Annotated in this window: 18 protein-coding genes; 9 read left to right on the top strand and 9 right to left on the bottom strand. The window is 46.2% G+C overall.

The genetic code is table 11. The features are described 5' to 3' along the window. Window positions 1-20: 20 nt before the first annotated feature. On the top strand, window positions 21-656 hold the full coding sequence (pdxH, locus tag Q0852_RS09385) for a pyridoxamine 5'-phosphate oxidase (RefSeq protein WP_299017519.1): 636 nt from the start codon (window positions 21-23) through the stop codon (window positions 654-656). 136 nt (window positions 657-792) lie between these two features. Here the strand turns inward: pdxH and Q0852_RS09380 are convergent, their stop codons facing one another. From Q0852_RS09380 to Q0852_RS09365, 4 genes are all read right to left on the bottom strand, one after another. After that, on the bottom strand, window positions 793-957 hold the full coding sequence (locus Q0852_RS09380) for an addiction module component (protein ID WP_299017516.1): 165 nt from the start codon (window positions 955-957) through the stop codon (window positions 793-795). Window positions 958-1,122: 165 nt separating this feature from the next. Further along, on the bottom strand, window positions 1,123-1,833 hold the full coding sequence (locus Q0852_RS09375; RefSeq protein WP_299017514.1) for a helix-turn-helix transcriptional regulator: 711 nt from the start codon (window positions 1,831-1,833) through the stop codon (window positions 1,123-1,125). A gap of 499 nt (window positions 1,834-2,332) precedes the next feature. Continuing rightward, window positions 2,333-3,517: a putative manganese transporter gene (locus Q0852_RS09370; RefSeq protein ID WP_299017511.1), complete on the bottom strand. Its 1,185-nt coding sequence runs from the start codon at window positions 3,515-3,517 to the stop codon at window positions 2,333-2,335. Window positions 3,518-3,619: 102 nt separating this feature from the next. Continuing rightward, a complete protein-coding gene (locus tag Q0852_RS09365; protein ID WP_299017509.1) occupies window positions 3,620-4,579 on the bottom strand; it encodes an AEC family transporter in 960 nt (319 codons plus the stop codon). A gap of 708 nt (window positions 4,580-5,287) precedes the next feature. Here Q0852_RS09365 and Q0852_RS09360 point away from each other — a divergent pair. The 5 genes from Q0852_RS09360 to Q0852_RS09340 all read left to right on the top strand — a co-directional run bounded on the left by Q0852_RS09360 (window position 5,288) and on the right by Q0852_RS09340 (window position 13,663). Beyond that, window positions 5,288-6,073, top strand: a complete 786-nt coding sequence (locus Q0852_RS09360; protein WP_299017506.1) for an AraC family transcriptional regulator — start codon at window positions 5,288-5,290, stop codon at window positions 6,071-6,073. A gap of 420 nt (window positions 6,074-6,493) precedes the next feature. After that, window positions 6,494-9,622, top strand: a complete 3,129-nt coding sequence (gene putA / locus Q0852_RS09355; RefSeq protein WP_299017901.1) for a bifunctional proline dehydrogenase/L-glutamate gamma-semialdehyde dehydrogenase PutA — start codon at window positions 6,494-6,496, stop codon at window positions 9,620-9,622. A 28-nt stretch (window positions 9,623-9,650) separates the two neighbouring features. Then, window positions 9,651-10,349: an aldehyde dehydrogenase family protein gene (locus tag Q0852_RS09350; protein ID WP_299017504.1), complete on the top strand. Its 699-nt coding sequence runs from the start codon at window positions 9,651-9,653 to the stop codon at window positions 10,347-10,349. 149 nt (window positions 10,350-10,498) lie between these two features. Next, window positions 10,499-11,995: a sodium/proline symporter PutP gene (putP, locus tag Q0852_RS09345; RefSeq protein ID WP_299017501.1), complete on the top strand. Its 1,497-nt coding sequence runs from the start codon at window positions 10,499-10,501 to the stop codon at window positions 11,993-11,995. Window positions 11,996-12,364: 369 nt separating this feature from the next. Continuing rightward, window positions 12,365-13,663, top strand: coding sequence for a tetratricopeptide repeat protein (locus Q0852_RS09340; RefSeq protein ID WP_299017498.1), 1,299 nt, complete (start codon window positions 12,365-12,367; stop codon window positions 13,661-13,663). 71 nt (window positions 13,664-13,734) lie between these two features. On the opposite strand, the gene yieH is transcribed toward Q0852_RS09340, so the two are convergent. Both yieH and Q0852_RS09330 read right to left on the bottom strand, forming a co-directional pair. Then, on the bottom strand, window positions 13,735-14,415 hold the full coding sequence (gene yieH / locus Q0852_RS09335) for a 6-phosphogluconate phosphatase (protein ID WP_299017496.1): 681 nt from the start codon (window positions 14,413-14,415) through the stop codon (window positions 13,735-13,737). Between the two features lie 176 nt (window positions 14,416-14,591). After that, window positions 14,592-15,071, bottom strand: a complete 480-nt coding sequence (locus Q0852_RS09330; protein WP_299017493.1) for a hypothetical protein — start codon at window positions 15,069-15,071, stop codon at window positions 14,592-14,594. Window positions 15,072-15,166: 95 nt separating this feature from the next. On the opposite strand from Q0852_RS09330, the gene Q0852_RS09325 reads away from it, so the two are divergent. After that, window positions 15,167-15,829 (top strand): CatB-related O-acetyltransferase, encoded by a 663-nt coding sequence (locus tag Q0852_RS09325; protein WP_299017491.1) that lies wholly within the window; start codon window positions 15,167-15,169, stop codon window positions 15,827-15,829. Between the two features lie 23 nt (window positions 15,830-15,852). Here the strand turns inward: Q0852_RS09325 and Q0852_RS09320 are convergent, their stop codons facing one another. Next, complete coding sequence (locus Q0852_RS09320; RefSeq protein ID WP_299017489.1) at window positions 15,853-16,785, bottom strand: hypothetical protein; 933 nt, start codon at window positions 16,783-16,785, stop codon at window positions 15,853-15,855. Window positions 16,786-16,888: 103 nt separating this feature from the next. Between Q0852_RS09320 and Q0852_RS09315 the strand changes: the two genes are divergently transcribed. Then, entirely contained in the window at window positions 16,889-17,794 is a 906-nt protein-coding gene (locus Q0852_RS09315) for a LysR family transcriptional regulator (protein WP_299017486.1), read from the top strand. Window positions 17,795-17,842: 48 nt separating this feature from the next. Here the strand turns inward: Q0852_RS09315 and fabV are convergent, their stop codons facing one another. Continuing rightward, on the bottom strand, window positions 17,843-19,045 hold the full coding sequence (fabV, locus tag Q0852_RS09310; RefSeq protein ID WP_299017484.1) for an enoyl-ACP reductase FabV: 1,203 nt from the start codon (window positions 19,043-19,045) through the stop codon (window positions 17,843-17,845). A gap of 360 nt (window positions 19,046-19,405) precedes the next feature. Between fabV and Q0852_RS09305 the strand changes: the two genes are divergently transcribed. Next, on the top strand, window positions 19,406-20,599 hold the full coding sequence (locus Q0852_RS09305) for an acetate/propionate family kinase (RefSeq protein WP_299017481.1): 1,194 nt from the start codon (window positions 19,406-19,408) through the stop codon (window positions 20,597-20,599). Between the two features lie 820 nt (window positions 20,600-21,419). Here the strand turns inward: Q0852_RS09305 and Q0852_RS09300 are convergent. Further along, window positions 21,420-22,505 (bottom strand): poly(3-hydroxybutyrate) depolymerase, encoded by a 1,086-nt coding sequence (locus Q0852_RS09300; RefSeq protein WP_299017478.1) that lies wholly within the window; start codon window positions 22,503-22,505, stop codon window positions 21,420-21,422. Between the last annotated feature and the right edge of the window lie 143 nt (window positions 22,506-22,648).

The raw sequence follows: 22,648 nt of genomic DNA, 5'->3' as shown, positions 1-22,648 counted from the left end.
GACAAATAAGCGGAGTTAACATGGAATTGTCTGATATTCGTCGCGAGTATACGCGAGGTGGTTTACGACGTAATGATTTGCCAGATGAGCCGCTTAGCTTATTCGACAAATGGTTAAAGCAAGCGGTTGAGGCTAAGCTTACTGACCCGACTGCGATGACTGTCGCGACGGTTGATGAAAATGGTCAGCCATATCAGCGAATCGTCCTGCTGAAGCATTTCGATAAAGAAGGTTTTGTCTTTTATACCAATCTGGGAAGCAGAAAGGCGTTGCACTTAAGTAATAACGCCAAAATCAGTCTGCACTTCCCTTGGCATGGTATTGAGCGTCAGGTACATATTACCGGCCAGGCTGAAAAGCTCTCTAACCTGGAAGTGATGAAGTATTTTACTTCTCGTCCAAAAGAGAGTCAGATTGCGGCCTGGGCCAGTAAGCAGAGTAGCCGATTGTCTGCCCGCCAGGTATTGGAAGGTAAATTTATGGAATTGAAACAAAAATTCGCTAACGGTGAAGTGCCGGTTCCGACCTTTTGGGGGGGCTACCGGGTGAAGGTGAACTCTATTGAGTTTTGGCAGGGGGGAGCCAATCGCCTGCATGATCGATTCCTGTATAGCCAAGATGGTGAAAGCTGGGATGTAGAGCGTCTTGCCCCTTAAAAAATTGGCAGCGTATAGCTGTCAGTAACTTATTAATAAAAAGTGTAGCTTACGGGCTACACTTTTTATTTCAACGAGATATTGATAAGAGTGATAGCAATCAACCTCGTTAATGAGGGAATAATTTTGGCGGTTATTAATGCTGGTTACTTGTTACTATGCTCACCCCTTCTGGATGGCGAACGTTAAGTGCTTTTTCTGCTGATTGAATTGATTCGATTTCATTTTCAGCCGCTATTTCATATTTGAACGGAATATTAAAATGCGGATGTACAACGTAAGTGATAGTGAATTGTTTCATACCTGTTTCCAGTTAAATAAATATAAAAATAATAATGTAGGTAAATAAAAACTGGCGATATTGTAGTCGCCAGTGTGTGCTGAATTTTTGATCTGGAAACAGACTTTATTTTGCAAAAGTTCAAACTAAGACTTCACAAAACACCTGAGTTTAGTTGTGAATTCACTATTCTTTAAGAATTACCGATAGTTGGCGTTTGAGCATACTCTCTGGAATATGCGAGCCAAAGCCGAGGTCTAGCGCTAGGTCCAATAGCTCACTTTTTGAGTTGGCGTTAAACTTTTCACGTAGGCGCAAGACGTAGTTTTCGACAGTTTTGACTGAGACCTTAAGTACTTTGGCAATATATTGTGGTTTTTTACCATAGAGAAGCAAGAAGAGTACTTCTGATTCTCGTGTGTTCAATTTAACTGGTTGGTTATGTAAATCCAGGTTAAAGGAGGCTTGTTCTTTTCGGTCTAACCCTGCCGCACGGCATATCCAATGCCCCACCTCCAGAATAGCGGTATCTTTTAATTCTACGCCAGAAAATATCGTACCCACGATATCATCCTGCTCATTTTTCCATGGTGTCTTAGTGAATAAATGTGCACGCCAGCTGCCATCGGAATAGGGGTGAATATCAAGAATTCGCATCCTATGTCCGGAGTTAATTACAAGATTATCCTGTTCGCGGAAAGAATTGGCACACTCTACCGTTGGACTTGGCATATCAAAATCAGTACGGCCAATACAATCAAGATGGTGATTAACGCCAATAATATTTCCATATTCGGCGTTAGCGTAAACAAAAACGGAATCCTTGTCTTTGCACCCCCAACAACCTGGAAGTTGATTAAAAATATGGAGTAACGATGGATCGACTTTATATTTCACTCTGTGTGCCTGATGAAATGGGCTGGGTTCAGTTAACTGTACAAAGTGTAATTGAAAGAGGAAATGTTACAACCGTTGGGTGACGGTTTATTGGACATATTTGCGTTGAAATAAAAAAAAGCCGGTCTAAAGAGACCGGCAAAGACAAGAGTTTGACTCCGAAGAGCACAATCCTGTACGACGTGTAGAAGAGGTATCCAATTAAGTTCATCTCTTTAATATGAGGGTGTATATCAAAGAAAACTTCATTGGCATGTATCCAATGCTGGATACTGTAGACAGAAAACAGTGTAGTGCGTTCCCTGTCTACGAGAGAAACTATAACCGACTGGGGGATGATAAATAAGGGGGGAAATCACCTATTGACAAATGGGGGTGTCTTGTGTTCGGGTTTTTGTGTTCGGGTGTGGTATATGCAAGTCAACTGTATGCATGTTATTGATATAAAACAGAAAAGGAGCGTCACGCTCCTTTTTATCTATGCTTGAATGATGCTTGATTATTCAAACATCCAGTAGTAGCTATAGGCGGCAATGAGTGCAGGTAAGGTGGAGTAGATCGTTGCCATCAACGCTGCTTTAGGCGCCAGGGCAATAGCCGGAAACAGTGCATCTCCGTCGTTGCTGATCGCATTACCTAACTGTGCAGACAGTGGTACTGCTCCGCTGATATATAAACTGGTTACCAGAATTTGTGGACCGCATCCGGGTAATAGTCCAATGAGAACCCCCATTAAAGGAAGCATTATTGCCCAGTTAGAGAAAACTGCTTTGGGATCAAGGCCTGTCCAGAAAATGGTTAGCTCAAAAATCAGGAAAGCACCGATTACCCAGCTGGTAACAAAATTGGTATCTTGTGCTACACGCTGGAACAGGTTGCTGGTTGTACTTTTAGGATCTTCCGCTACGGCCGATTGGTAATCCGTTACGTCGCGGCTTGTTGCCCAAAGCAGCATTGCCAGCATGGCTGCCCCCGCTCCGATATAGCTGATTGTACCGGCATTGAGGTGGAATATGTGGTCAATATCGATTTGCAGAGATCCCATGATGGCGATGATGCTGGCTGGTATTAGCGCCCATTTCCAGAATACTCCCTGCATTCTGAGAGCAGGCTGTTTGCCGTGATCCTCTACAGGTTTTGATTGGGTTTCTTGTGGTTGAACTGGACGCATGAAGTCTTGGCCATGGAATGCATCAACGATCCAACCTGAGACTAAACCGACAACAAACCCGATGGCGATCATCGCTAACCCAATTTCGGGCTTGGCAGCAAGCAGCAGAAAGGCAGCATCGCCCATGGTTGCAGTTAGTACCGCTACAACAGCACCGAAGCTCAGTTTACCGCTGACATACTGAGTGATGACGACAATAGCGCCTCCACAGCCAGGTAGTGCCCCCATAAAAGATGCAAATATCACCTGGTAGCGTGAGCTGTTTGCCAGCACATTGCTGAGGTTACTGTTCTGGTTGAGCTTAGAGGCAATTAGGTGGTATAGCGCAAGGGTTGCGGCGACATAGCTGGCAACTTGCCAGAATGCATCAGATAAGACGGAAACAGTCAGCTCCATGGTACTCGGTGTCACCAAGAGAGCAAGAAGAGCAATAGGTAAAATCAAACGTTTATTTGCAAGGCGCCATTGCTGACCTTGCAGTTGCTGGTTAACGGCTTTTTGCAGTGATGCCATAATGGACTCCGACAAAACATTTAATACAAGTGAGAATCATTATCAGTTAATGGCAATGATAATGATTCTCAAATAATTTGTCGACGATTATTTTTTGACCGCTTAGTGGATCAAGCCGCTGGTTGTCAAAATTGTGAGGCCAAAGCTGCAAGTAAACAAAGACCCCAACGTTGTCATTGCGATCACGTTAGCTGCAAGTTTGGCGTTGCCACCCATGGAACGTGCCATTACATAGCTTGCTGCGGCTGTTGGTGCGGCGCTCATCAGAAAAATGATCCCGAGTTCCAGATCCCGAAACCCTAACCAATAGCCCGCAACCGTGATCAATACCGGAGCGATGATCAAGCGACCGCATGTTGAGTAGTTGGCGCCGGAGGAGTCCTGCTGTAGTTGCTTCAGATCCAGGCTTGCACCGGTACATAGCAGGGCTAGCGGTAGTGTCATGTCAGCAAAATAGCTGCCGGATTGCAGCAGTACTTCAGGGATTTCAATTTGTAACAGTGAGAATGGAATGGCGGTGCAGGTACTTATGATCAGTGGGTTTTTGGCGATTGAGCGTAGCAAATAGCCAGCGCCGATTGCCTTCCTGCCCGATGAGGAGCGGGTAAGGGTGATCACAGCAAGAATATTGTAGAGAATAGTCAGTATTGCTACATAAATGGATCCAGCAGCGAGACCATTATTACCAAAAGCGTTTGAAACATAGGCTAGTCCAATGATCCCGGTATTGGCGCGAAAAGCCCCTTGGACAATAACACCAGTTTCGCTTTTATCTTTAACTAGCCATTGGGCTAGTCCTTCAAAGATAAGATAAACCGTGAAATTGGCAATGACTGCGAATATCAATAGGTTGAGGTTAGCGACTTGCTGGAGATCGGCTTTTACGATGCTGAGGAAGAGCAAAGCAGGCAGCGTAACGGTAAATACCAGTTTTGAGCCGGTCTCGATGAACTTGTCCTCGATTATTCCGTTGCGCCTTAGGGCTATGCCAAGACCCAACATGATAAAAATCGGGCCGGTAATTGAGAATGAGTAATGAAGCTGAGTAAAAAATTCGTGCATGATCCCTATCCTAATTGTGCGTTTTATTTGTAACACAAAAGACGAAGGATTGGAGGTGGCGCCTGACAGAATGGTGTTTATTTAAGTAATTAATTGAAAATTAACCATATGTCTTGACGTTATGGTCAGTTTTTGACTATTGGATCTAATCGGAACGATGATCAAGTAAGACGAATTAACGGGGAGTGTCATTTCAATTGGAACGATGATCAAGCATGATCCTGTTATTGATCTTTCCGTTTAAGGAAAGATGATCAAGGCTAAGAGGCGCCATGATCATGCTTCTGCGGATTGCTTATGAGTAAAGGCGTGATTTTCTGCAGGCATGATCAAGTGTGATTTCGTTCTATCTAACTGAATATAATCATTTTAATTTATTTATCAATTTTAATACCGTGTGAGCACATTAATGTGTTCTTGCTTTCAATATCGGATAAATGTTTCATCTTTCAGGGTATTTATATGCCATTTGAAAATTGAAATGACATTCGCCGTAAAAATGGAGTTCTTGATCATCTTTCCATTGTGCACCAAGCTGTGACAGCATTGTTCGAAGAGCTTTAATTGCATTATCCAGGTGACTGGACGAATAGGGCAAGTCATTGATAATTTATTGCTATAATCAAGAGAGAACCGATCCCCCCTATACCAACAGATGTGGTATCCTCCATATATGATTGAGAACTATTTATACTCCCTAGATGCGGCATGAATGAAAAGCTAAATCTATCCAAATTTAAGCCTTCAGAAATCGTTAAGTTACCAGAGCTGATGGATCACCATAACCATGGTTATAACCAAGTGGTGATAGGGCTGTCTGGGCAAACAGAGTTTGATATTGAAGGTTGCGGTAATCTGGTTGGCCCTGGTCAGGGATGTTTGGTTACTGCAGATTCAGAGCATGCATTTTCCGGGATCGGTAAAAACGAAATCCTGGTATTGAACGTGCCGGTTGATCAGGTTCAGCCTTCGTATTCACTGGAGAGAAAGGAACAGCTATTTGATCAGTCGAGTTATTTTCATTTGGATAATCAGGCGCAGAACCTGATCCAGGCTCTGACGGCTGAGATGGCAGCTCACCCGGATGATTTGCTGCTAAGTAAGGCTTGTACTGATACTTTGATGTGTGTTCTTCAGCGTCATTTCAAGCCATTAAATGGTGAGCGTCAGGCCCTTCGTTTGAATATGGATATTATCGATCAGTACATAATTCAGCATCTTACTCGCAAAATTTCCGTAACACAGTTGGCTGGACTGGTATTTTTAGGCGAAAGTCAGTTCCATTATCTGTTCAAAGAACAGACAGGTGTCACGCCACATCAATATGTTTTAAAAAAGCGTTTAGAGATGGCCAAACAATTAATTGGCAATAGTCAGCTTAGTCTTGCTCAAGTGGCGCAAAGTGCTGGGTTTGCCAGCCAGAGTAGTTTTACTCAGGCCTTTTCCCGTTTCTATGGTATGCCGCCAGCCCAGTATCGGAAAAAATTCGCTTAGTTTTAATCTGTTTAAAATCAATGGCTTGGTTCGTTAAATATAAACTTGGCCATTTCCTGAACTGCTTTCCCTTCTGTTTTTCTCTTTTTTTCGCTTAGTTTTCACGTTGCTCATCATCCTAATCACCGTGATCATCGTTCCGTCTTTTATTCTGTTATATCGCATTGACATTCCGCTTTTTACGCTAAAACAAATTAGCACTTCGCTATATGAAACTTTCTTTTTTGCTGTGTTCTTGTGTCGAGTTTTGTTAAAAACCGGATTTTTTCTAAAAAATATCGGAGAATAGGACAAGACTCATGGTGTGGCAGACAATAGAATCCCCTCAGTGGTAACACTGGTGTAACATTTAATCTGGGCGAATAAACCATCTTTTAGTGATGTTGGTATTCATTCGGATTCACTATTGAGGGAATGATGATGTTCAATGCGGCAGATGTTCTTCAGCCATCTTTTATTGAGCAATCGCTGGATGAAATCTGGAAATTGATTTCTCCGCTCTATGCGATTGATGAATCGCAGTTGCTTACGCAGTTGCTGCCTTTGGCTGAGCCTTCAGAGCAAGAGCTAAAACATACCACGGAACAAGCTGCGATGCTGATCGAACGTGTAAGGGCGGATCAGAACGCAATACAGATGATTGATGCGCTGTTGCTGGAATACAGCCTCGATACCAAAGAAGGGATTTTGCTGATGTGCCTGGCCGAGGCGTTGATGCGAATTCCTGATGCGGCCACGGCTGATGCATTGATCCGTGACAAACTGAGTGTTGCGGACTGGAAATCGCACCTGAAAAGTTCCGATTCGCTGTTTGTGAATGCATCGACCTGGGGACTGATGCTGACCGGCAAGGTTGTCACTATGGATGCCAAGGAAGACGGCACACCAAGCCATGTGATTAATCGTCTGGTAAACAAAATGTCCGAGCCGGTGATCCGTCAGGCGATGAACCAGGCGATGAAGATCATGGGACATCAATTTGTCCTGGGCCGGAGCATCGGTGAAGCGATGAAAAACGGCAAGGAAAAACGAGATGAAGGTTTTACCTATTCGTTTGACATGCTTGGTGAGGCGGCACTGACGGCTAAGGATGCCCAGAAGTACTTTAAAGATTACATCATGGCGGTTGAGGCTGTTGGCCGTGATAGCTACTCGAGCCAACAGGGCAGTAATGCCAAGTCGCCGGACCCGACAGTGTCTATCAAGTTGTCGGCTTTGCATCCGCGTTATGACGTTGCCAATGAGTCGCGAGTACTGGATGAGATGTATCGGTCGGTGCTGTCGTTGCTTAAGCGTGCAAGGGAACTGAACGTCGGCATCACGATTGATGCAGAGGAGGCCGACCGCCTTGAACTGTCACTGAAACTGTTCGAAAAGCTCTATCGCTCTGAAGAGGTGCGGGGCTGGGGCCGCTTCGGCTTGGTTGTTCAAGCTTACTCAAAGCGTGCTTTGCCTGTATTGGCATGGTTGGCGGCTTTGAGTAAAGAGCAAGGTGATGTGATCCCGCTGCGTTTGGTGAAGGGGGCGTACTGGGACAGCGAGCTTAAATTGGCTCAGCAAGGGGGGTATTCGGGCTATCCGGTATTTACCCGAAAAGAGGCGACGGACTGTTCTTACCTGGCATGTGCCCGCTTCCTGTTGTCTGACCATCTGCATGGTTTGATTTACCCGCAGTTTGCCAGCCATAACGCCCATACGGTATCGGCGATTGTGGCGATGGCCAGTTCGACACGGGATTTTGAGTTCCAGCGTCTGCATGGGATGGGCGATGCGCTGTATAACCATGTGATGGAAATGCACCGGACGAATGTTCGTATATATGCGCCAGTCGGTAGCCATAAAGACTTGCTGCCATACTTGGTTCGACGATTGCTGGAAAATGGGGCCAATAGCTCGTTTGTCCATCGTTTGGTTGATGCTAACTGCCCGGTTGAAACGCTGATCCGGCACCCGGTTGATGAGCTTCGCTCTCGTCCGACATTGCACAATAGCTTGATCCCATTGCCGTCGCAGATTTTCGGCGAACAGCGTCAGAACTCTGCTGGGGTAAATATTGAAATTGACGCTCAATGGCGGCCATTTGAAAGTGCTGTTAAGGCGTTTAGCCAGCATCAGTGGCAGGCTGGCCCGATCATCAACGGGAAGACCGAGGATGGTAAGGCTGAGGCCATTACTGCGCCGTATGATCGTCGAGAATCGGTCGGGAGCGTGGTATTTGCCAACGCAGAGCTGGTTGATGAAGCAATTACTGTTGCGGCAGAGGCTTTTCCTGACTGGTCACTGCGGCCGGCGAGCGAGCGGGCTAACTGTTTATTCCGTTTGTCGGAGTTGTTGGAGGTGCATACTGGTGAGCTGGTTGCTCTGTGCCACCGCGAAGCGGGTAAGACGATTCAGGACAGCATAGATGAAATTCGCGAGGCGGTGGATTTTTGCCGTTTGTATGCCAGTCAGGCCGCTACCGAATTGGCTGAACCTAAGCAGGTAATGGCATTCGATGGTACGACTCGAATATTGAGCTATCAGGGACGGGGTGTTTTTGCCTGTATCAGTCCATGGAATTTCCCGTTGGCGATTTTCCTCGGTCAGGTGAGTGCAGCATTGGCGGCGGGAAATACCGTCGTGGCTAAACCGGCAGAGCAGACTTCATTGATTGCGTTCCGCGCCATTGAACTGCTGCTGGAAGCGGGAGTGCCTGGCGGGGCGATTCAGTTTGTACCGGGAACCGGTGCTGAAGTCGGCACGCCGCTGACGTCTGATCCTCGTATTTCGGGAGTAGCGTTTACCGGCTCGACTGAAACGGCCCAGCAGATCAACTGCTCTTTAGCCGCTAGAGATTGTGAAGCAGTGCCGTTTATCGCCGAAACTGGGGGGCAGAATGCCATGATTGTCGACAGTACAGCACTGCCGGAGCAGGTTGTTCGTGATGTTGTTCGTTCGGCTTTTGCCTCGGCTGGTCAGCGTTGCTCAGCACTTCGGGTTCTGTTCATTCAGGAAGATATCGCTGGGCGAGTTATCGGCCTTATCAAGGGAGCCATGGCGGAGCTGTCAGTCGGCCGACCTGAGTTACATCGTACTGATGTCGGTCCGGTCATTGATGCTAAGGCGCGGGAGAAGCTGCTGACTCACATTCAGTCGCTGAAGAACCAGGGCAAACTCATCGCACAGGCAACACTGGGTGATGATTGCAAGCATGGGGACTTTGTAGCTCCGACGGCTTTTGAAATCGCTGGCATCGATATGTTGAAAAATGAAAATTTCGGTCCGATCCTTCACATTGTTCGCTTTAAGGCCAGTGAGTTGGAACAGGTGATTGACCAGATCAACCATACCGGGTTCGGTTTGACGATGGGGGTACATAGCCGTAATGAGCGGACTTATTGCCATATCGAGCGCCGGGCACGTGTCGGAAACTGTTATATCAACCGTGATCAGGTTGGAGCGGTTGTCGGGGTGCAGCCTTTCGGGGGGCAGGGACTGTCAGGAACCGGTCCGAAGGCCGGAGGGCCGCATTACCTGTACCGTTTCACCAAAGACGTGTTTAACGCCTAATGGCTGCTGAGTTGATAAGGAAAGAGTGATGATGACAAATATTCAGGCAATGGTTGATAACAGTGCAGCAGCTTGGGAAGGCTGGAATGGCCTGGGGTATGAGACACGTAGCCAGATATTGGAGCGCTGGAGCGAAGAGTTGGCTCCGGAGCTGCGGGCAATGGTGGTATTCCAGTGCCGTAATGCGGCTGAACATGTCGCGGAGACGCTATTGATGCCCGGCCCGACCGGGGAAACCAATGAACTTTATTGTACCGGGCGTGGAAGTTTCATTGTCACTGCCGATACTGAAGCGTCACTGGTCGCCGTTATCGGACAGGTGGCTGCCGCCCTGGTTACCGGTAACACACTTTTTGTTTCTCTGCCTTCAGGTTTTGCCCTGTCGGCGGCAGAACTGGTTGCACAGCTGGAGAAAAGCGGTTGTGCACGCGGTGTCATCACCGCAATTGATTGTGATCAGCTTGCTGATCTGGTGAGTCACCCGGCTGTAGCCGGTGTGGTATATGCCGGTAAGCAATCGACATCACAGGCGCTGGGGCGCCAATTGGCTGCCCGAGACGGCATGCTGGCTCAGCTGATTAGTGAAACTGACTGCGAGTCGCTGCCTGTGATCGGGAGCCCGACTTACTCACTGCGTTTCGTGACTGAAAGGACACGGACAATCAATATCACGGCGGTAGGCGGGAACGCAACGCTGCTGGAATTGGGGAGCGGTGAAGCACATTAACGACAGGTTGTTATATTGAGTTTTTTACATCGCTGTTTTGAATGATTCAACACACGATGGAAGTACTCAAACAACTTAGCTTAAATTTTCAGCATCATAAACACAAAGCCCCTGCTACGGACAGGGGTTCTAAGTGAGGGAACTCAACAATGATAGAAAATAGCTTTGCTATTACGGCTACGTTCATCGCCTACCTGATTGGCATGATGGCGATTGGTTATATCGCCTACAAGCGAACGTCAAATTCATCCGACTATTTCCTGGGCGGACGTTCTCTTGGGCCTTGGCCTGCTGCGTTATCGGCGGGGGCTTCGGATATGAGTGGCTGGCTGTTACTCGGTCTGCCGGGGTATGCCTATGCGGCGGGTATTGAGTCATTCTGGCTGGCTGGCGGTCTTCTGCTGGGTACATGGCTGAACTGGCTGCTCTGCGCAAAGCGTCTGCGTACCTATAGTATTACGACTGATAATGCCCTGACATTGCCTGAGTTTCTGGCTCGCCGTTTTGACGACAAGTCGAAACTGATCCAAACCATTTCAGCATTTTTTATTTTGCTGTTCTTCCTTTTCTATACCAGTTCTGGTTTGGTTGCCGGCGGTAAGCTGTTTGAAACCGTATTTGGTCTTGATTACGTCGTAGCGGTTATTGTCGGTACGGTCTGTGTGGTTTCCTACACGCTGTTTGGAGGTTTCCTTGCGGTGTCGTGGACTGACCTTGTACAGGGGCTGTTGATGGCCGCAGCATTGATGATTGTACCTATTGCTGCGATGAGCGGCGGTGTGGGGGATTTGACTGTCGCACTGGAAGCGAAAAACCCAGAATTGATGACGCTGTTTAATGATGTGAAGGGCGAGCCTCTGTCTGCGATTGCAATTATCTCACTGGCGGCTTGGGGGCTCGGCTATTTTGGTCAGCCGCATATCCTGGCTCGTTTCAAGGCGACGCGTTCTAACGCGGATATTACTACAGCACGTCGAATTGCAGTTGGTTGGACTGCGCTATCAATGGTGGGTGCGATTCTGGTTGGTTTGGTTGGCATTTTGTTTGTCGATAACCAGCTGGCGGGTGAGCTGGCCGATGGTGAGAAGATTTTCATGTTGCTGGTTAACTCAATTTTCCATCCAGTTGTTGCCGGTATCTTGCTTGCTGCAATTTTGGCGGCGATTATGAGTACGGCGGATTCGCAGCTGTTGGTTTCATCATCCGCACTGGCTGAAGATTTCTACAAGCAGGTATTTCGTCCGCAAGCATCAACCGAAGAGATCGTAATGGTTGGTCGTGTGGCGGTGATTGTTCTTTCTATCATCGCTCTGATTCTTGCGATGAACCCGGACAGTACGGTTCTAGGACTGGTTTCTTATGCTTGGGCCGGCTTTGGTGCGGCATTCGGTCCGGCTCTGTTGTTGAGTCTGTTCTGGAAAGGAATGAACCGTAATGGTGCGCTGGCGGGTATTGTTGTTGGTGCTTTGACTGTTGTTATCTGGAAGCAATTGACCGGTGGCATCTTCGACCTTTACGAAATTGTACCAGGTGTTGTATTCGCAACTGTTGCTATTATTGTGGCAAGTATTATGACTGGTGGCGCGTCAAAAGAAGTTGAAGCACAGTTTGATTCATACAAGAAGAATCTGGTTGAGTTCGACTAACTCTGAATTTTTTTGCGAAATAATAAAGCCAGTCGTAAGTATTTGTGGCTGGCTTTTTCTATGGTCAGAGGAAAGGTTAGGATAAATGATCAAGGAACCTAAAGGTTTTTAATACAGCAATACAAAGTGCGAGCAGGACAATACAAGCAATCAGTCTATCAGTTATCCTCTTTTTGTTCTTCGGCCCTTAGTCTTGATTCTTTCGTCATAATGTTTTCCCTGAGCGACATGGCGAGAAGTGTTTATGTTTGTTTATCCCATTTTATTTCGAGTTATGTTAATAAAGGCTTGGTTTTCTTTGGCTGAAAGCTACAGAAATGCGCAGGGCTGCCGCTATATAAAGTGTTGATGATTGTTTCATGAGGGATTATGTCAAACCTGGTAATAGGCTTAAGCCTGACTGGAATCTTGCTGGGCTGGGTGCTAACCCGATATGCATCGGCATCTAAGAAACAGCATCAAAAGGCGATAGAATTACGCCTGAAAAATGAAAATTATAGGCGGGTGTTGGAAGCGGCCAGAGTTGTCGAGCGCGAAGAGAAAATTTTCAAGGCGCAGACCGGTCATGTCAGTAGCCAGCTTTCATTGGCCAAAGAATATGAATTGACCAATATTCGAGAAGCAATTAACTGGTATTCCAAAGCTGCGGATTTGGATAGCGATATAGCCCAGAATGCATTGGCCAGGCTGTGTCGCCAGAATTCGGAAGATCCGGATGGTGAGGCTAAATCAAGGTATTGGGAACAAATAGTGAAAGCCAAGCACAAAGAGCCTGAAGCGTTATTTGAATTAGGGCGTTATCAGGTACGTGGTTTTGGCTGTGGAGTTGATATTGAGGCCGGTATTGATAATATTACTGCTTCGGCTGAAAAAGAATACGTTGCGGCGCAGCTGTTTTTAGGTGATTGGTATGTCGCGGAAGTTAACCGGGACAAATCTCCTCCTATGTCTTTTGGTTGGCGCCTACGGTCGGCTATTAATCATGATGCTAAGGGATGCATCAAAACCGCTTTTTGTTATCAGACCGGGCTTGGGGTTACCAAAGACAGGACACGCGCGATTTACTGGTTGGAAAGGGCGGCCGAGCTGGGAAGTTGTGAAGCCCAGTTTTTGGCGGCGAAAATACATTTGGGCTCTGGTGCGACGGATTCAGCGATTGCTTATACTTGGTTTTCAATAGCCCATGCTTCTGGGCACAAGCAGGCTAAAGCCGAGCGCGATGAGGTGGTCGAGTATATCGGGATTGAATCTATTCTTAATGTTCAAAATGTGGCTAACTCAATTTTCAAGCTTCTCAAGAAGCAGCCGGTTCCCCCTCACAAGGTTATTGAGTTGTTTGATAAGGTCTATGGCCGAGAGGGCTATCGGCCTTCAGAGGCATTTCTAGCGGCGGCTGCAGCGGGTGAATTAACTGAGGATATGCTTGGTTCCGTAGCCCTTGAGGTGCTGGATGGAGATGAGACCGATACTTGTGTGCCTGTATCATCGCCTAAGGGAGACGATGAGATGCAAGTGGCGGAAGCTAAGGCATTGCAGGAGATGGCTGTTGACGATATCAATCAGCCTGAAGACGCGGTAGCTAACAACGAAACGGCAGCCAAGGAATACCAACAGCAAAACTGGGCGGCATCTTGGGATAGCTTTTCTGTCGAAATGGATAAGTCATAATATTTTATTTGGTATTGAACAGGCTCGGGTTTCCGGGCCTGTTTTCGTTTAGTATTACGAGTAATGTGGCTTTACAGGTAATCGAGCAGTTCCGGCATCGCGGTGATCGTCGTTACGCAAGGGTGGTTTATCGTTGTTGATGATGGCCTGGCTGCAAAGTGGAAAGTTCGCATCTCGGCATTGATACCGGCTTCGACGCCTTTGACGGTATCATCGACAAACACGCATTCCTGCAATTTAACTCCCATATTCATCGCTGCAAAATGAAGAATGTCCGGCTCTGGTTTCCAGCTGTTGGCTTCGAAACCGCTAAAAAGCTTTCCTTCAAAATAAGGCAGTAGGCCGGTAAGGCTTAGTGTTTGCTCAATTTTGTTGATGGGGGCATTGGAGGCGATACACATTTCACAACCCTTGTCAGATAAACTCTTAAGCAGTTCAGGTACGCCTGGGATAGGGTATAGCCCTTGTTCAAACAGTTTTCGGCATTCTTCCCTGTATTGTGGTTCAAGGACATCGATAGGGACTTTGATGCCGGTACGCTCTCTAGTTTGTACCAGAATATCGGCCAACTTTCCGCCCTGAAAATACTTCAGACACTCTTCAAGTTTCAAAGATGCACCGAAGCGATTGAATACATTAACAAGCGCTTGATTACAAACAGTTTCGTTATCAACTAGCGTGCCGTCACAATCGAAGATAATACAGCGTATATCGGCGGTATTTTCTTTGTTGTTGGTTTTGATTTTATTCATACATGACCCTCGTCGGCAGCTTGATCTCCAAGTCCATTGTTAATACACCCTTTTGATATCGACAATTTACATCTTGGTTTTTTGCTAGTCTTATCGCGCTTGTCTCGTTGATTTCATTGAATTCTGAGACTTGAGACGCGCAATAAGACTATATGCTAAAATGAGGGGGTAGGGTGTTAAGGGGATGTGCTGGTCGTATCGCTGTAACGGCTAAGGAACTGCTCCAGAGGGGCTAAGCTGTCAGTATCTTGCTGTTGCTCGGCTTTAAGAAATGCCCAAATGGCATCTTCATGTTCCTGGACAAGTGTGAACAAACCGTGATGAGCCTGAGCTTGCTGGGCTTGTTCTCGGTATTTGAGGGCATAGGGTTCTACCCAAGGTGTCATCGTATTGACGAGTTCTGTCCATTCCAGATGAAGCCACTTGTTAGCATCTTGAAGGCCTTTTTCTTCCATTTCCGGGTGGATGTCGGGACAGTCCTTTCCGAAGGGAGCTAGGCCCGCTTTTAGACGCTGGGCGGTAATTTGTTCAATCTGGATTAGTTTTTGCCATTTATTGATATGGCTGTTATCACTATACTTTTCGGCGAAAGCAGTAAAAAAGGCAATGCCGTATAGCTCGCCAAGGTATGCAGAGTAAAGTTGTTCTATTTGCATTTATATCACTCGATATAGTGAAAATGTTGGATGAGATATTCTACTCTGATTTTTTGTTGTGGGTAGGCAGTAACGAATAATTAAAAGGGGTGGCTATGTCATCATCCATATTTCCTTCGTGGCTAGGTGGTTACGAGGTGAAAGATAATGTTAAGAACCCGAATATTTCTGTTGGGGAACATACCTATTACTCGGGGTATTACCATGATAAGCATTTTGAAGATCAGTGCGTGCGTTACCTGCTGGGAGATCACTCCACCCGCGCAGTATGGGAATCGGGAATTTTTGGTGAAGTCGATCAGTTGATCATCGGTAAATTTTGCTCTATTGCCTCAGGTGCTACGTTCATGCTGGCTGGTAATCAGGGACATCGACATGATTGGGTTTCTTCGTTCCCGTTTGATGTCAGCCGTTTTGGTGACAAGGTGACGTCGGGATTTGAGCGGGCTGGTGATACTGTGATCGGTAATGATGTCTGGATTGGTTCTGAGTGCGTCATTATGCCGGGCGTCAGGATTGGCGATGGGGCGGTAATTGGTGCCCGTGCGGTGGTAACCAAGGATGTCGAGCCATATTCCGTTGTTGTGGGTAATCCGGGGAAAGTGGTCAAAAAACGTTTTAGCGATGAGCAGATTGATATGCTGCTTGAAATAAAGTGGTGGGACTGGCCAGTCGATATGCTGCAGGAAAATATGGATCTGATGTGCAGTGCCGATATTGCCACTTTGTTCGAGCGATACCGGCACTTTGAAAAGTGATCGTTAGTTTCTGAACGTCAGTCTTATGACTGGCTGTACTGGCTGCGCCAGCTATGTTGCAGTGCCAGTTCTAATGGTGTGTGAACTAGCCGGGTATTGGTTTGTAGCCTGTAGATACTAGCCGGAGGTTTGCTGCCCTGTTGCCATAATGTTCGCATTCTCAGAAAGCGGCGGAAAAGAGGTGAAAATAGGGCAATCATTTCTAATATTGTCCAGTGAAGCGGCATTACCGAGACGGGTTTTCCACTACTGAGTTCAAGACAGCGGGCGATCTCTTTTATGCTGGCACGGTGACCGGGGTAGTAGGCAATTTTCAGCCCCGGTTGTCCGCCGCTGTTATGAGTATTTAAATGGCGGACGAGGTTGTCTGCAAGATCGGGTAAGAATGTCCAGTAATGTGGAAGGCTGTCCGGGCCCGGTGACTGGATGATAACTTTGTTTCTGGTTTCCTTGATCAACATTCCGAGGTATCCGTTATCCAGCACACAGCTGAGACTATGTCCGCAACATACTACTTGTATGTTGGCACCACGTTGACTGGCTCTCTGTAACTGGCTCCTGAGCTTTTGCGGCAATAAGATTGTGATGGGGTGCTTTTTGTTCCAGAAGCCCAGAGAAGGCAGCAGGTTCTGCTTAATTTCGTATTTATTGGTGGTGAGTACCAGTTGGAGCTTGAGGGTTTCAGCCAGGGTAATGATTTGGCTTATCGAGAAAATAAAATCGCGATTGGCGGCTTCTGGCAGATGAACGAACAGGGTATCAACCTCGGCAGCGATTTCGTGCAGAAAGTCCAGATCTTCATTTTCCATTTCCACTAACGTCAGGTTGCTGAGCACCGGAGCCTCGGTATAACAGTCCTGGACGATACCGATCACTTCCCAATTGTGCTGGATCAGTGTTCGGCACAAGTTACTGCCCATTTCTTGACTGATTCCGAATACTAAGGCTTTTCTCATTATTAACCTCAATCCTGCGATTCATATCATTATCTTGAATATGCAGTTTGTGGGTTATTGTCGCTATAGTAAACAGACAAAAAAACATAGCAGGTATACGAATATGAATAAAATGGAATGGGACAGTATTCGCGTATTTTTAGCTGTTGTTGAAGAGGGAAGTATGTCTGCGGCAGCGCAAATGTTGGGGGTGTCACAGCCAACGGTCAGCCGCCATATTTTTGCTCTGGAAGAAAAGATTGGCCAGAATCTGTTTGATCGCTCTTATAATGGTCTGAAGGTAACGACGGTCGGTGCTGGTTTGCTTGCATCGGCCAAGGAGACGGCACATGGTGCCGAGAGTTTTGCCCGGCGGATCAATGCCAGTTCTGAACAGGTTGAAGGGCATGTCCGGTTAGCGGTCTGCGAGTTAGCTGCTTATTACTATTTGCCCGAAGCTATGACAGCATTTAAGCGTGAATATCCCCTTATAGCCGTTGAAATATTGGTGTCGAACCAAAAGGTGAATTTGAATAAGCGTGATGCAGATCTATTGGTGACACTGGAAAAGCCCCATCAGCCGGACTTTGTTGTCAGTCACCTTTTTGAAGGGGCGATGGGATTTTACGCCCATCAAGACTATCTTTGTGAAAAAGGTGAGCCAAAAACATTGCAGGAGTTGCATTCCGGCACATACCAGAATGTTGGTTACGATTGTAATAGTAAGTATATCGACGAGGCTGAACGGAGAGGCGGTACTCTGGAAAAGTCGAATTTTGACTTCCGAACGGATAGTCAAAAAATGCAGTTGGATTTGATCCTCGCTAAAGCCGGAGTTGGGGTAACGTTTCAGCCGATAGCGGCTAAATACCCTGAGCTGGTTAACTTACTGCCCCAAGCGGCCTTATCTACTACGAATTGGTGGTTGGTATGTCATCGGGATGTTCATGTTAATCCGCGTATACGAAGCCTGATGACATTTTTGTGCCAGTGGTTTCAGCAGAAGAAGTGGCTGGAAGCGCAGAATTGAGAGAGGCCCTAAGCAAAGGGCCTGATTTTCCGTATTCTAAAGACGCTTTCAGGGCGTTAAGTTCTTGAGAAAATCCATACTGATATCTTGTTGATAGTCGATATTGTCAAAGCCAAACCCGTTAAGTTGCAAGAAATCAGAAAGGTAACCATCGTAATCTCCGATTTGCTTGAAGTTATCTGGGGTAATTTGTGACAGCAGAGTCATGACGGCTTGCTGGACATCATCGCGAAGTTCCCAGTCATCGAGCCTGATCAGACGGTTGTCATCAGTAATAGCCTCGCGGGTGGCTGTATAGAATTTACTGTTGAATAAGCGTTGAGTTTGCTCAATACACCCTTCGTGTAATCCCATCTCTTTCATGACTTTAAATAACGCCAGGATGTAAGGGGAGAAGCCCGGTATAAAAACACTGGCTTTGGTAACTAAGGCTTTGCAGACGGCAACATGGGCTTCACCGCCGAGTTTTTGCAGTTGCAGGTAGATCGCATCTGCTTTGTTGTGAAGATCGACTTTGGCTTGTCCGAGTGTACCGTGATGGTAAATTGGGTAGGTTGCTTTCGGGCCGATGTAAGAATACGCCACGGTTTTGCTGCCCTCGGCAAGTACGCCAGCTTCGTTGAGCAGGGCTATCCATTCAGACCAGTCTTCTCCGCCCATGACTTTAATTGTGTCGTGAATCTCTTGCTCTGAAGCCGGAGGCAATGTGGTTTCAATCAATTCACCTTGTTCGATATTGATACTAGTACCATGAACTGGGCTGCTGATTGGTTTGATAGCCGAGTGCCAGAATTGATTGGTATTTGGCTTCGGACGAATACCAGAGGCGAGACTATAGACGACAAGATCTACTTTGCCCCCAAGTTCGGTCTTTATCGTTTCTATCACCTGTTGACGTAGTTTTTGGGAAAAAGCATCACCAATTAGGTTGATTGCTTTGATGCCGCATTGTTCTGCCGCTTGCTTAAAATAGATGTTGTTGTACCAGCCTGCTGTACCTACGCCTTTTTCTGACGGTCCCCGCTCAAAAGAGACGCCAAGGGTGTCTGCTTCACTGCCACCAAAGGCTAGACTTATTCGGGAGGCGAGGCCGAAACCGGATGATGCACCGAGGATCAGGGCTGTTTTCGGTCCGTTTTGTATTTGTGGGGCTGACTGGCAATAGGCGATTTGACGTCTGATTGCTTCCTGGCAACCTAATGGATGGGCTGAGCGTGCAACGACACCTTTTATGATGGGTTTGATGACCATAATTCGCTATATCCTAGATGTTGAATATCAATTTGAATGCGTAAGGCTTTTTCATTCAGATTGGCACTCATAAAAAGTGAATAAAATTTCTCGCATCAAAAAAAATTTAAAAAAGCGAACATTTTTCGCACTATGGAAAACGTTTTCGTTGCAGTAAACTTGATCTGAACCAGCGAATCTCCAATTTTTTTGATTTTTCTAAAAACAAAAGTTGAGTTATTCAAAAAAAATTGAATAATGTAATCAAAACATACAATGCTGAAGAAATGATGCTCCACACATTTTTATCGGCAGTCTAGATAAAGACGTGTAACGGGACAACATGTTGTCCTTAAGCCCTAAATAATCTGAGAGATAACCATGAGCAATTCTCTAGTTCTTGTAATCAACTCCGGTAGTTCTTCACTTAAGTTCGCATTGATCGACACAGTTAGCGGTGAAGCAACTCTGAGTGGTCTAGGTGAGTGTTTCGGCCTTCCTGAAGCTAATGTTAGCTGGAAGATCAATGGCGAGAAACATGAGTACAAACTGGATGATTCTGGTAACCACCATCAGCAAGCAGTTGACCGTATCGTTGCACTGCTTGAAGAGCTTGGTATCAAACAAGATATCGTGGCTGTAGGTCATCGTGTTGTACACGGCGGTGAGAAATTCACTAAGACCGTGAAAATTGATGAGCAGATCATGCAGGAAATCGAAGACCTGAAAGATCTGGCTCCTCTTCATAACCCAGCACACGTTATCGGTATGCGTGCAGCAGTGGCGGCATTCCCGACACTAGCGCAATACGCGGTATTCGACACGGCTTTCCACCAGACAATGCCGGCTAAAGCGTACACTTACGCTATCTCTCAGGAACTGTACAAAGAATACGGTATCCGCCGTTACGGTTTCCACGGTACTAGTCACTACTACGTAAGCCGCGAAGCAGCGAAGATGGTTAACAAGCCCGCTGAAGAAAGCAGCTTCATCACTGTTCACCTAGGCAACGGCGCATCAGTATGTGCAGTTAAGAACGGTGAAAGTGTAGATACCAGTATGGGCTTCACTCCACTAGCTGGCCTGATGATGGGCACACGCTGTGGTGATTTAGACCCAAGCATCATTGAATTCCTGCTGAAGAAAGGCTGGACTACAGAGCGTCTACACAAAGAGCTGAATGGTAACTCTGGCTTCCAGGGTGTATCTGGCCTTACTAGCGATTGCCGCGGTATTATCGAAGCGATGGAAAACGGCAATGAAGCTGCGAAACTGGCATTCGACCTATTCAACTACCGTGTCGCTAAATACATTGCATCTTACATGGTTTCACTGGATGAGCTGGACGGAATTGTGTTTACTGGTGGTATCGGTGAAAACTCTATGCAGGTGCGTAGTGAAGTTCTGAAGTCTCTGAAGATCTTCGGCTACCGTGAAGATGAAGCTGGAAACGCTGACGCTCGCTTTGGTAACCAAGGTGTTATCACACAGCCAAATACTCCGCTAGCAATGGTTATCCCAACTAATGAAGAGTGGGTAATCGCTAAAGAATCTATGGCGTTGCTACACGCTTAATAGATTGTAACCCTTCGGGTTAGCAAAGAATTGGAAACGGCCCAGGGCATTAGCTCTGGGCCGTTTTTTATATGTAAGTTTAAGTTATTCGCTTTCACTCCTGAGCGTAGAAAGGGGTCTCAAGGATTTTGCCATGCATCTTCCCCTCATGTGCTGCGACATCAGCGTTGAGTTCTGAACCGTGAAACCTTCAACAATATTTGAAAGCTTTACTTTCCGGAGTTGGGCTTCTTTGCTGTTTTATATTTAGGTTGCTGTGTGGTGACTGGCGATTGCTGTTCACCAGATTTGCGGTGAGCCAGGCAGAATCAAGTTTTAATATGCCCCCCCTGACTGATAAGAATAAAAGCATTAATATCAGTATCTTAGTGTTATTAATTTATGGGTTTTGGTGATGTTTGTTGGTGTTTCTTTACTTGCCGTTCTTAAAATATTTACTTTATCAATCGGTTAAAATCAGTCTTGTAAAGTGTTTATACTGCTATGTGCAACCAGTATGAGTGAAATCAAATATAACAGTAATGCTTCAAATAATTTTTGCATTACTAAAAATATGTGATAAATTGTCACCAGATTTGAGCGAATCAAATTCTAATCAAATTGGCTGGTTCCCTTGTTACGGAGGTGAGCTGGCAAAAAGATCTGAAAGCGAAAATATGCTTGATAGATCTTGCTGGGAATATCCAGCTTACCCTGCTTGGAACACAGGGTAATTACGGAACGGTATAAACGGCCCCGGGCATTAGCTCAGGGCCGTTTTTTTTGTGGAAATTTCTCTGGTCGCAGAAACTTCTAAGATGTTTTCAGCGCTATGATTGGATTATTTTTGGGTTAGGTGCAGGGGCTTGCTAATCAGGCGATCGAGCATTTTCTTGATGGCAACCATTTGCGGCGCTTCCTTACTGTAGTAGTTGTACGGAGGAAGGTTGTTAGTGCTGTAGCCCCAGAAATCCCAGCAGCCTTTAGGGTTCATCGGATTCATCATGGATTTTTTAACCTGAGGGAACAACACAATTGTGCTGTTGGTATCTGCAGATTCTAAATATCCGGTTTCTTTTACGTAAGTTGTACCGATTACGGAGACGCCCTGTTCACAGCCATGCATCGCGATATGGACTCTGCATTGTTCCGTCCGGCAGTTTTTGGGGACATAAACATAGGCTGTGTCGTTCATGCTTGTTAGTGGAGTGTCAAAGAAAGCACTTTGATCGAATTCAATTAACTCTCCACTTAATCTTTTGGCTGCGGGTTTTTGGTTTCCGTATATGTGTTTAAGGATCTGCTGAGCTTGTGGAATGTCACAGTCATTGATATACGGTGCTTTGGTTATGCTGCATTGAGTGTCGTGGGGATCTGTGGTGATGAAGGCATGCCCCGCGTCAACTTGGTTGAGGTATAGAATTTGATCTTTGCTTAAGCCGAGTTTCTGGTAAAACTCAACGGTGGTATCAACAACGCCCGTTACGACCGTTTCATCGCTTGTACCTGAGAAGATATAGACTTGGTCGTCTTTTAGGTTGTCGACTTCATCAACCTGGCCAGAATCGGCTGTTTGCTTTGCAAGTTCAACTAAATAGCCACTGTTAGGATACATAGTGGTCGGACAGCCGAAGAAACTATTTTTACAAGGGTTCATGCAGGTAGTGGTTGCACTGAGTATTGGGGTTATATATGGATTGTTACCTGCACAGTTCCATGGACCTCCAGCGACTATTCCTGCTCCGATAAGATCTTTTGAGTAAGCGACATGAAATTGAGAAGCCATAAATGCACCCGATGATAACCCCGATATTGAGCTTTGGTCGGGAAGCGCATTTAAAGCTGGCAGTTTTGTTCGTGCGGCTAGTGCTGGGTTACTGAGCGAGATAATAAACAGTAAGACAATGGGTCGTAGTTTACTCAACATGGTTGCCTCCTGGCAATTAGTAATATTAACAATTAGTTATTGACCAACTACGTCTATGACATGGCGTTAAGGCAATAATCCGGATTACTACATTTTCAGGATTACTGGAGATCAGCTGATGAGTCATTAGCCACATGGAACTA

The sequence above is a fragment of the uncultured Photobacterium sp. genome, assembly GCF_947502415.1.
Lineage (GTDB): Bacteria > Pseudomonadota > Gammaproteobacteria > Enterobacterales > Vibrionaceae > Photobacterium.
Note: the sequence above shows the minus strand (reverse complement) of the source record. Positions and strands in the feature narration are given on the sequence as shown.

Bases quoted from the DNA above. Each gene is read 5' to 3' on its own strand.
- pdxH (WP_299017519.1), top strand. From the start codon at position 21: ATGGAATTGTCTGATATTCGTCGCGAGTATACGCGAGGTGGTTTACGA.
- Q0852_RS09380 (WP_299017516.1), bottom strand. From the start codon at position 957: ATGAAACAATTCACTATCACTTACGTTGTACATCCGCATTTTAATATT.
- Q0852_RS09370 (WP_299017511.1), bottom strand. From the start codon at position 3,517: ATGGCATCACTGCAAAAAGCCGTTAACCAGCAACTGCAAGGTCAGCAA.
- Q0852_RS09365 (WP_299017509.1), bottom strand. From the start codon at position 4,579: ATGCACGAATTTTTTACTCAGCTTCATTACTCATTCTCAATTACCGGC.
- Q0852_RS09360 (WP_299017506.1), top strand. From the start codon at position 5,288: ATGAATGAAAAGCTAAATCTATCCAAATTTAAGCCTTCAGAAATCGTT.
- putA (WP_299017901.1), top strand. From the start codon at position 6,494: ATGTTCAATGCGGCAGATGTTCTTCAGCCATCTTTTATTGAGCAATCG.
- Q0852_RS09350 (WP_299017504.1), top strand. From the start codon at position 9,651: ATGATGACAAATATTCAGGCAATGGTTGATAACAGTGCAGCAGCTTGG.
- putP (WP_299017501.1), top strand. From the start codon at position 10,499: ATGATAGAAAATAGCTTTGCTATTACGGCTACGTTCATCGCCTACCTG.
- Q0852_RS09340 (WP_299017498.1), top strand. From the start codon at position 12,365: ATGTCAAACCTGGTAATAGGCTTAAGCCTGACTGGAATCTTGCTGGGC.
- yieH (WP_299017496.1), bottom strand. From the start codon at position 14,415: ATGAATAAAATCAAAACCAACAACAAAGAAAATACCGCCGATATACGC.
- Q0852_RS09330 (WP_299017493.1), bottom strand. From the start codon at position 15,071: ATGCAAATAGAACAACTTTACTCTGCATACCTTGGCGAGCTATACGGC.
- Q0852_RS09325 (WP_299017491.1), top strand. From the start codon at position 15,167: ATGTCATCATCCATATTTCCTTCGTGGCTAGGTGGTTACGAGGTGAAA.
- Q0852_RS09320 (WP_299017489.1), bottom strand. From the start codon at position 16,785: ATGAGAAAAGCCTTAGTATTCGGAATCAGTCAAGAAATGGGCAGTAAC.
- Q0852_RS09315 (WP_299017486.1), top strand. From the start codon at position 16,889: ATGAATAAAATGGAATGGGACAGTATTCGCGTATTTTTAGCTGTTGTT.
- fabV (WP_299017484.1), bottom strand. From the start codon at position 19,045: ATGGTCATCAAACCCATCATAAAAGGTGTCGTTGCACGCTCAGCCCAT.
- Q0852_RS09305 (WP_299017481.1), top strand. From the start codon at position 19,406: ATGAGCAATTCTCTAGTTCTTGTAATCAACTCCGGTAGTTCTTCACTT.
- Q0852_RS09300 (WP_299017478.1), bottom strand. From the start codon at position 22,505: ATGTTGAGTAAACTACGACCCATTGTCTTACTGTTTATTATCTCGCTC.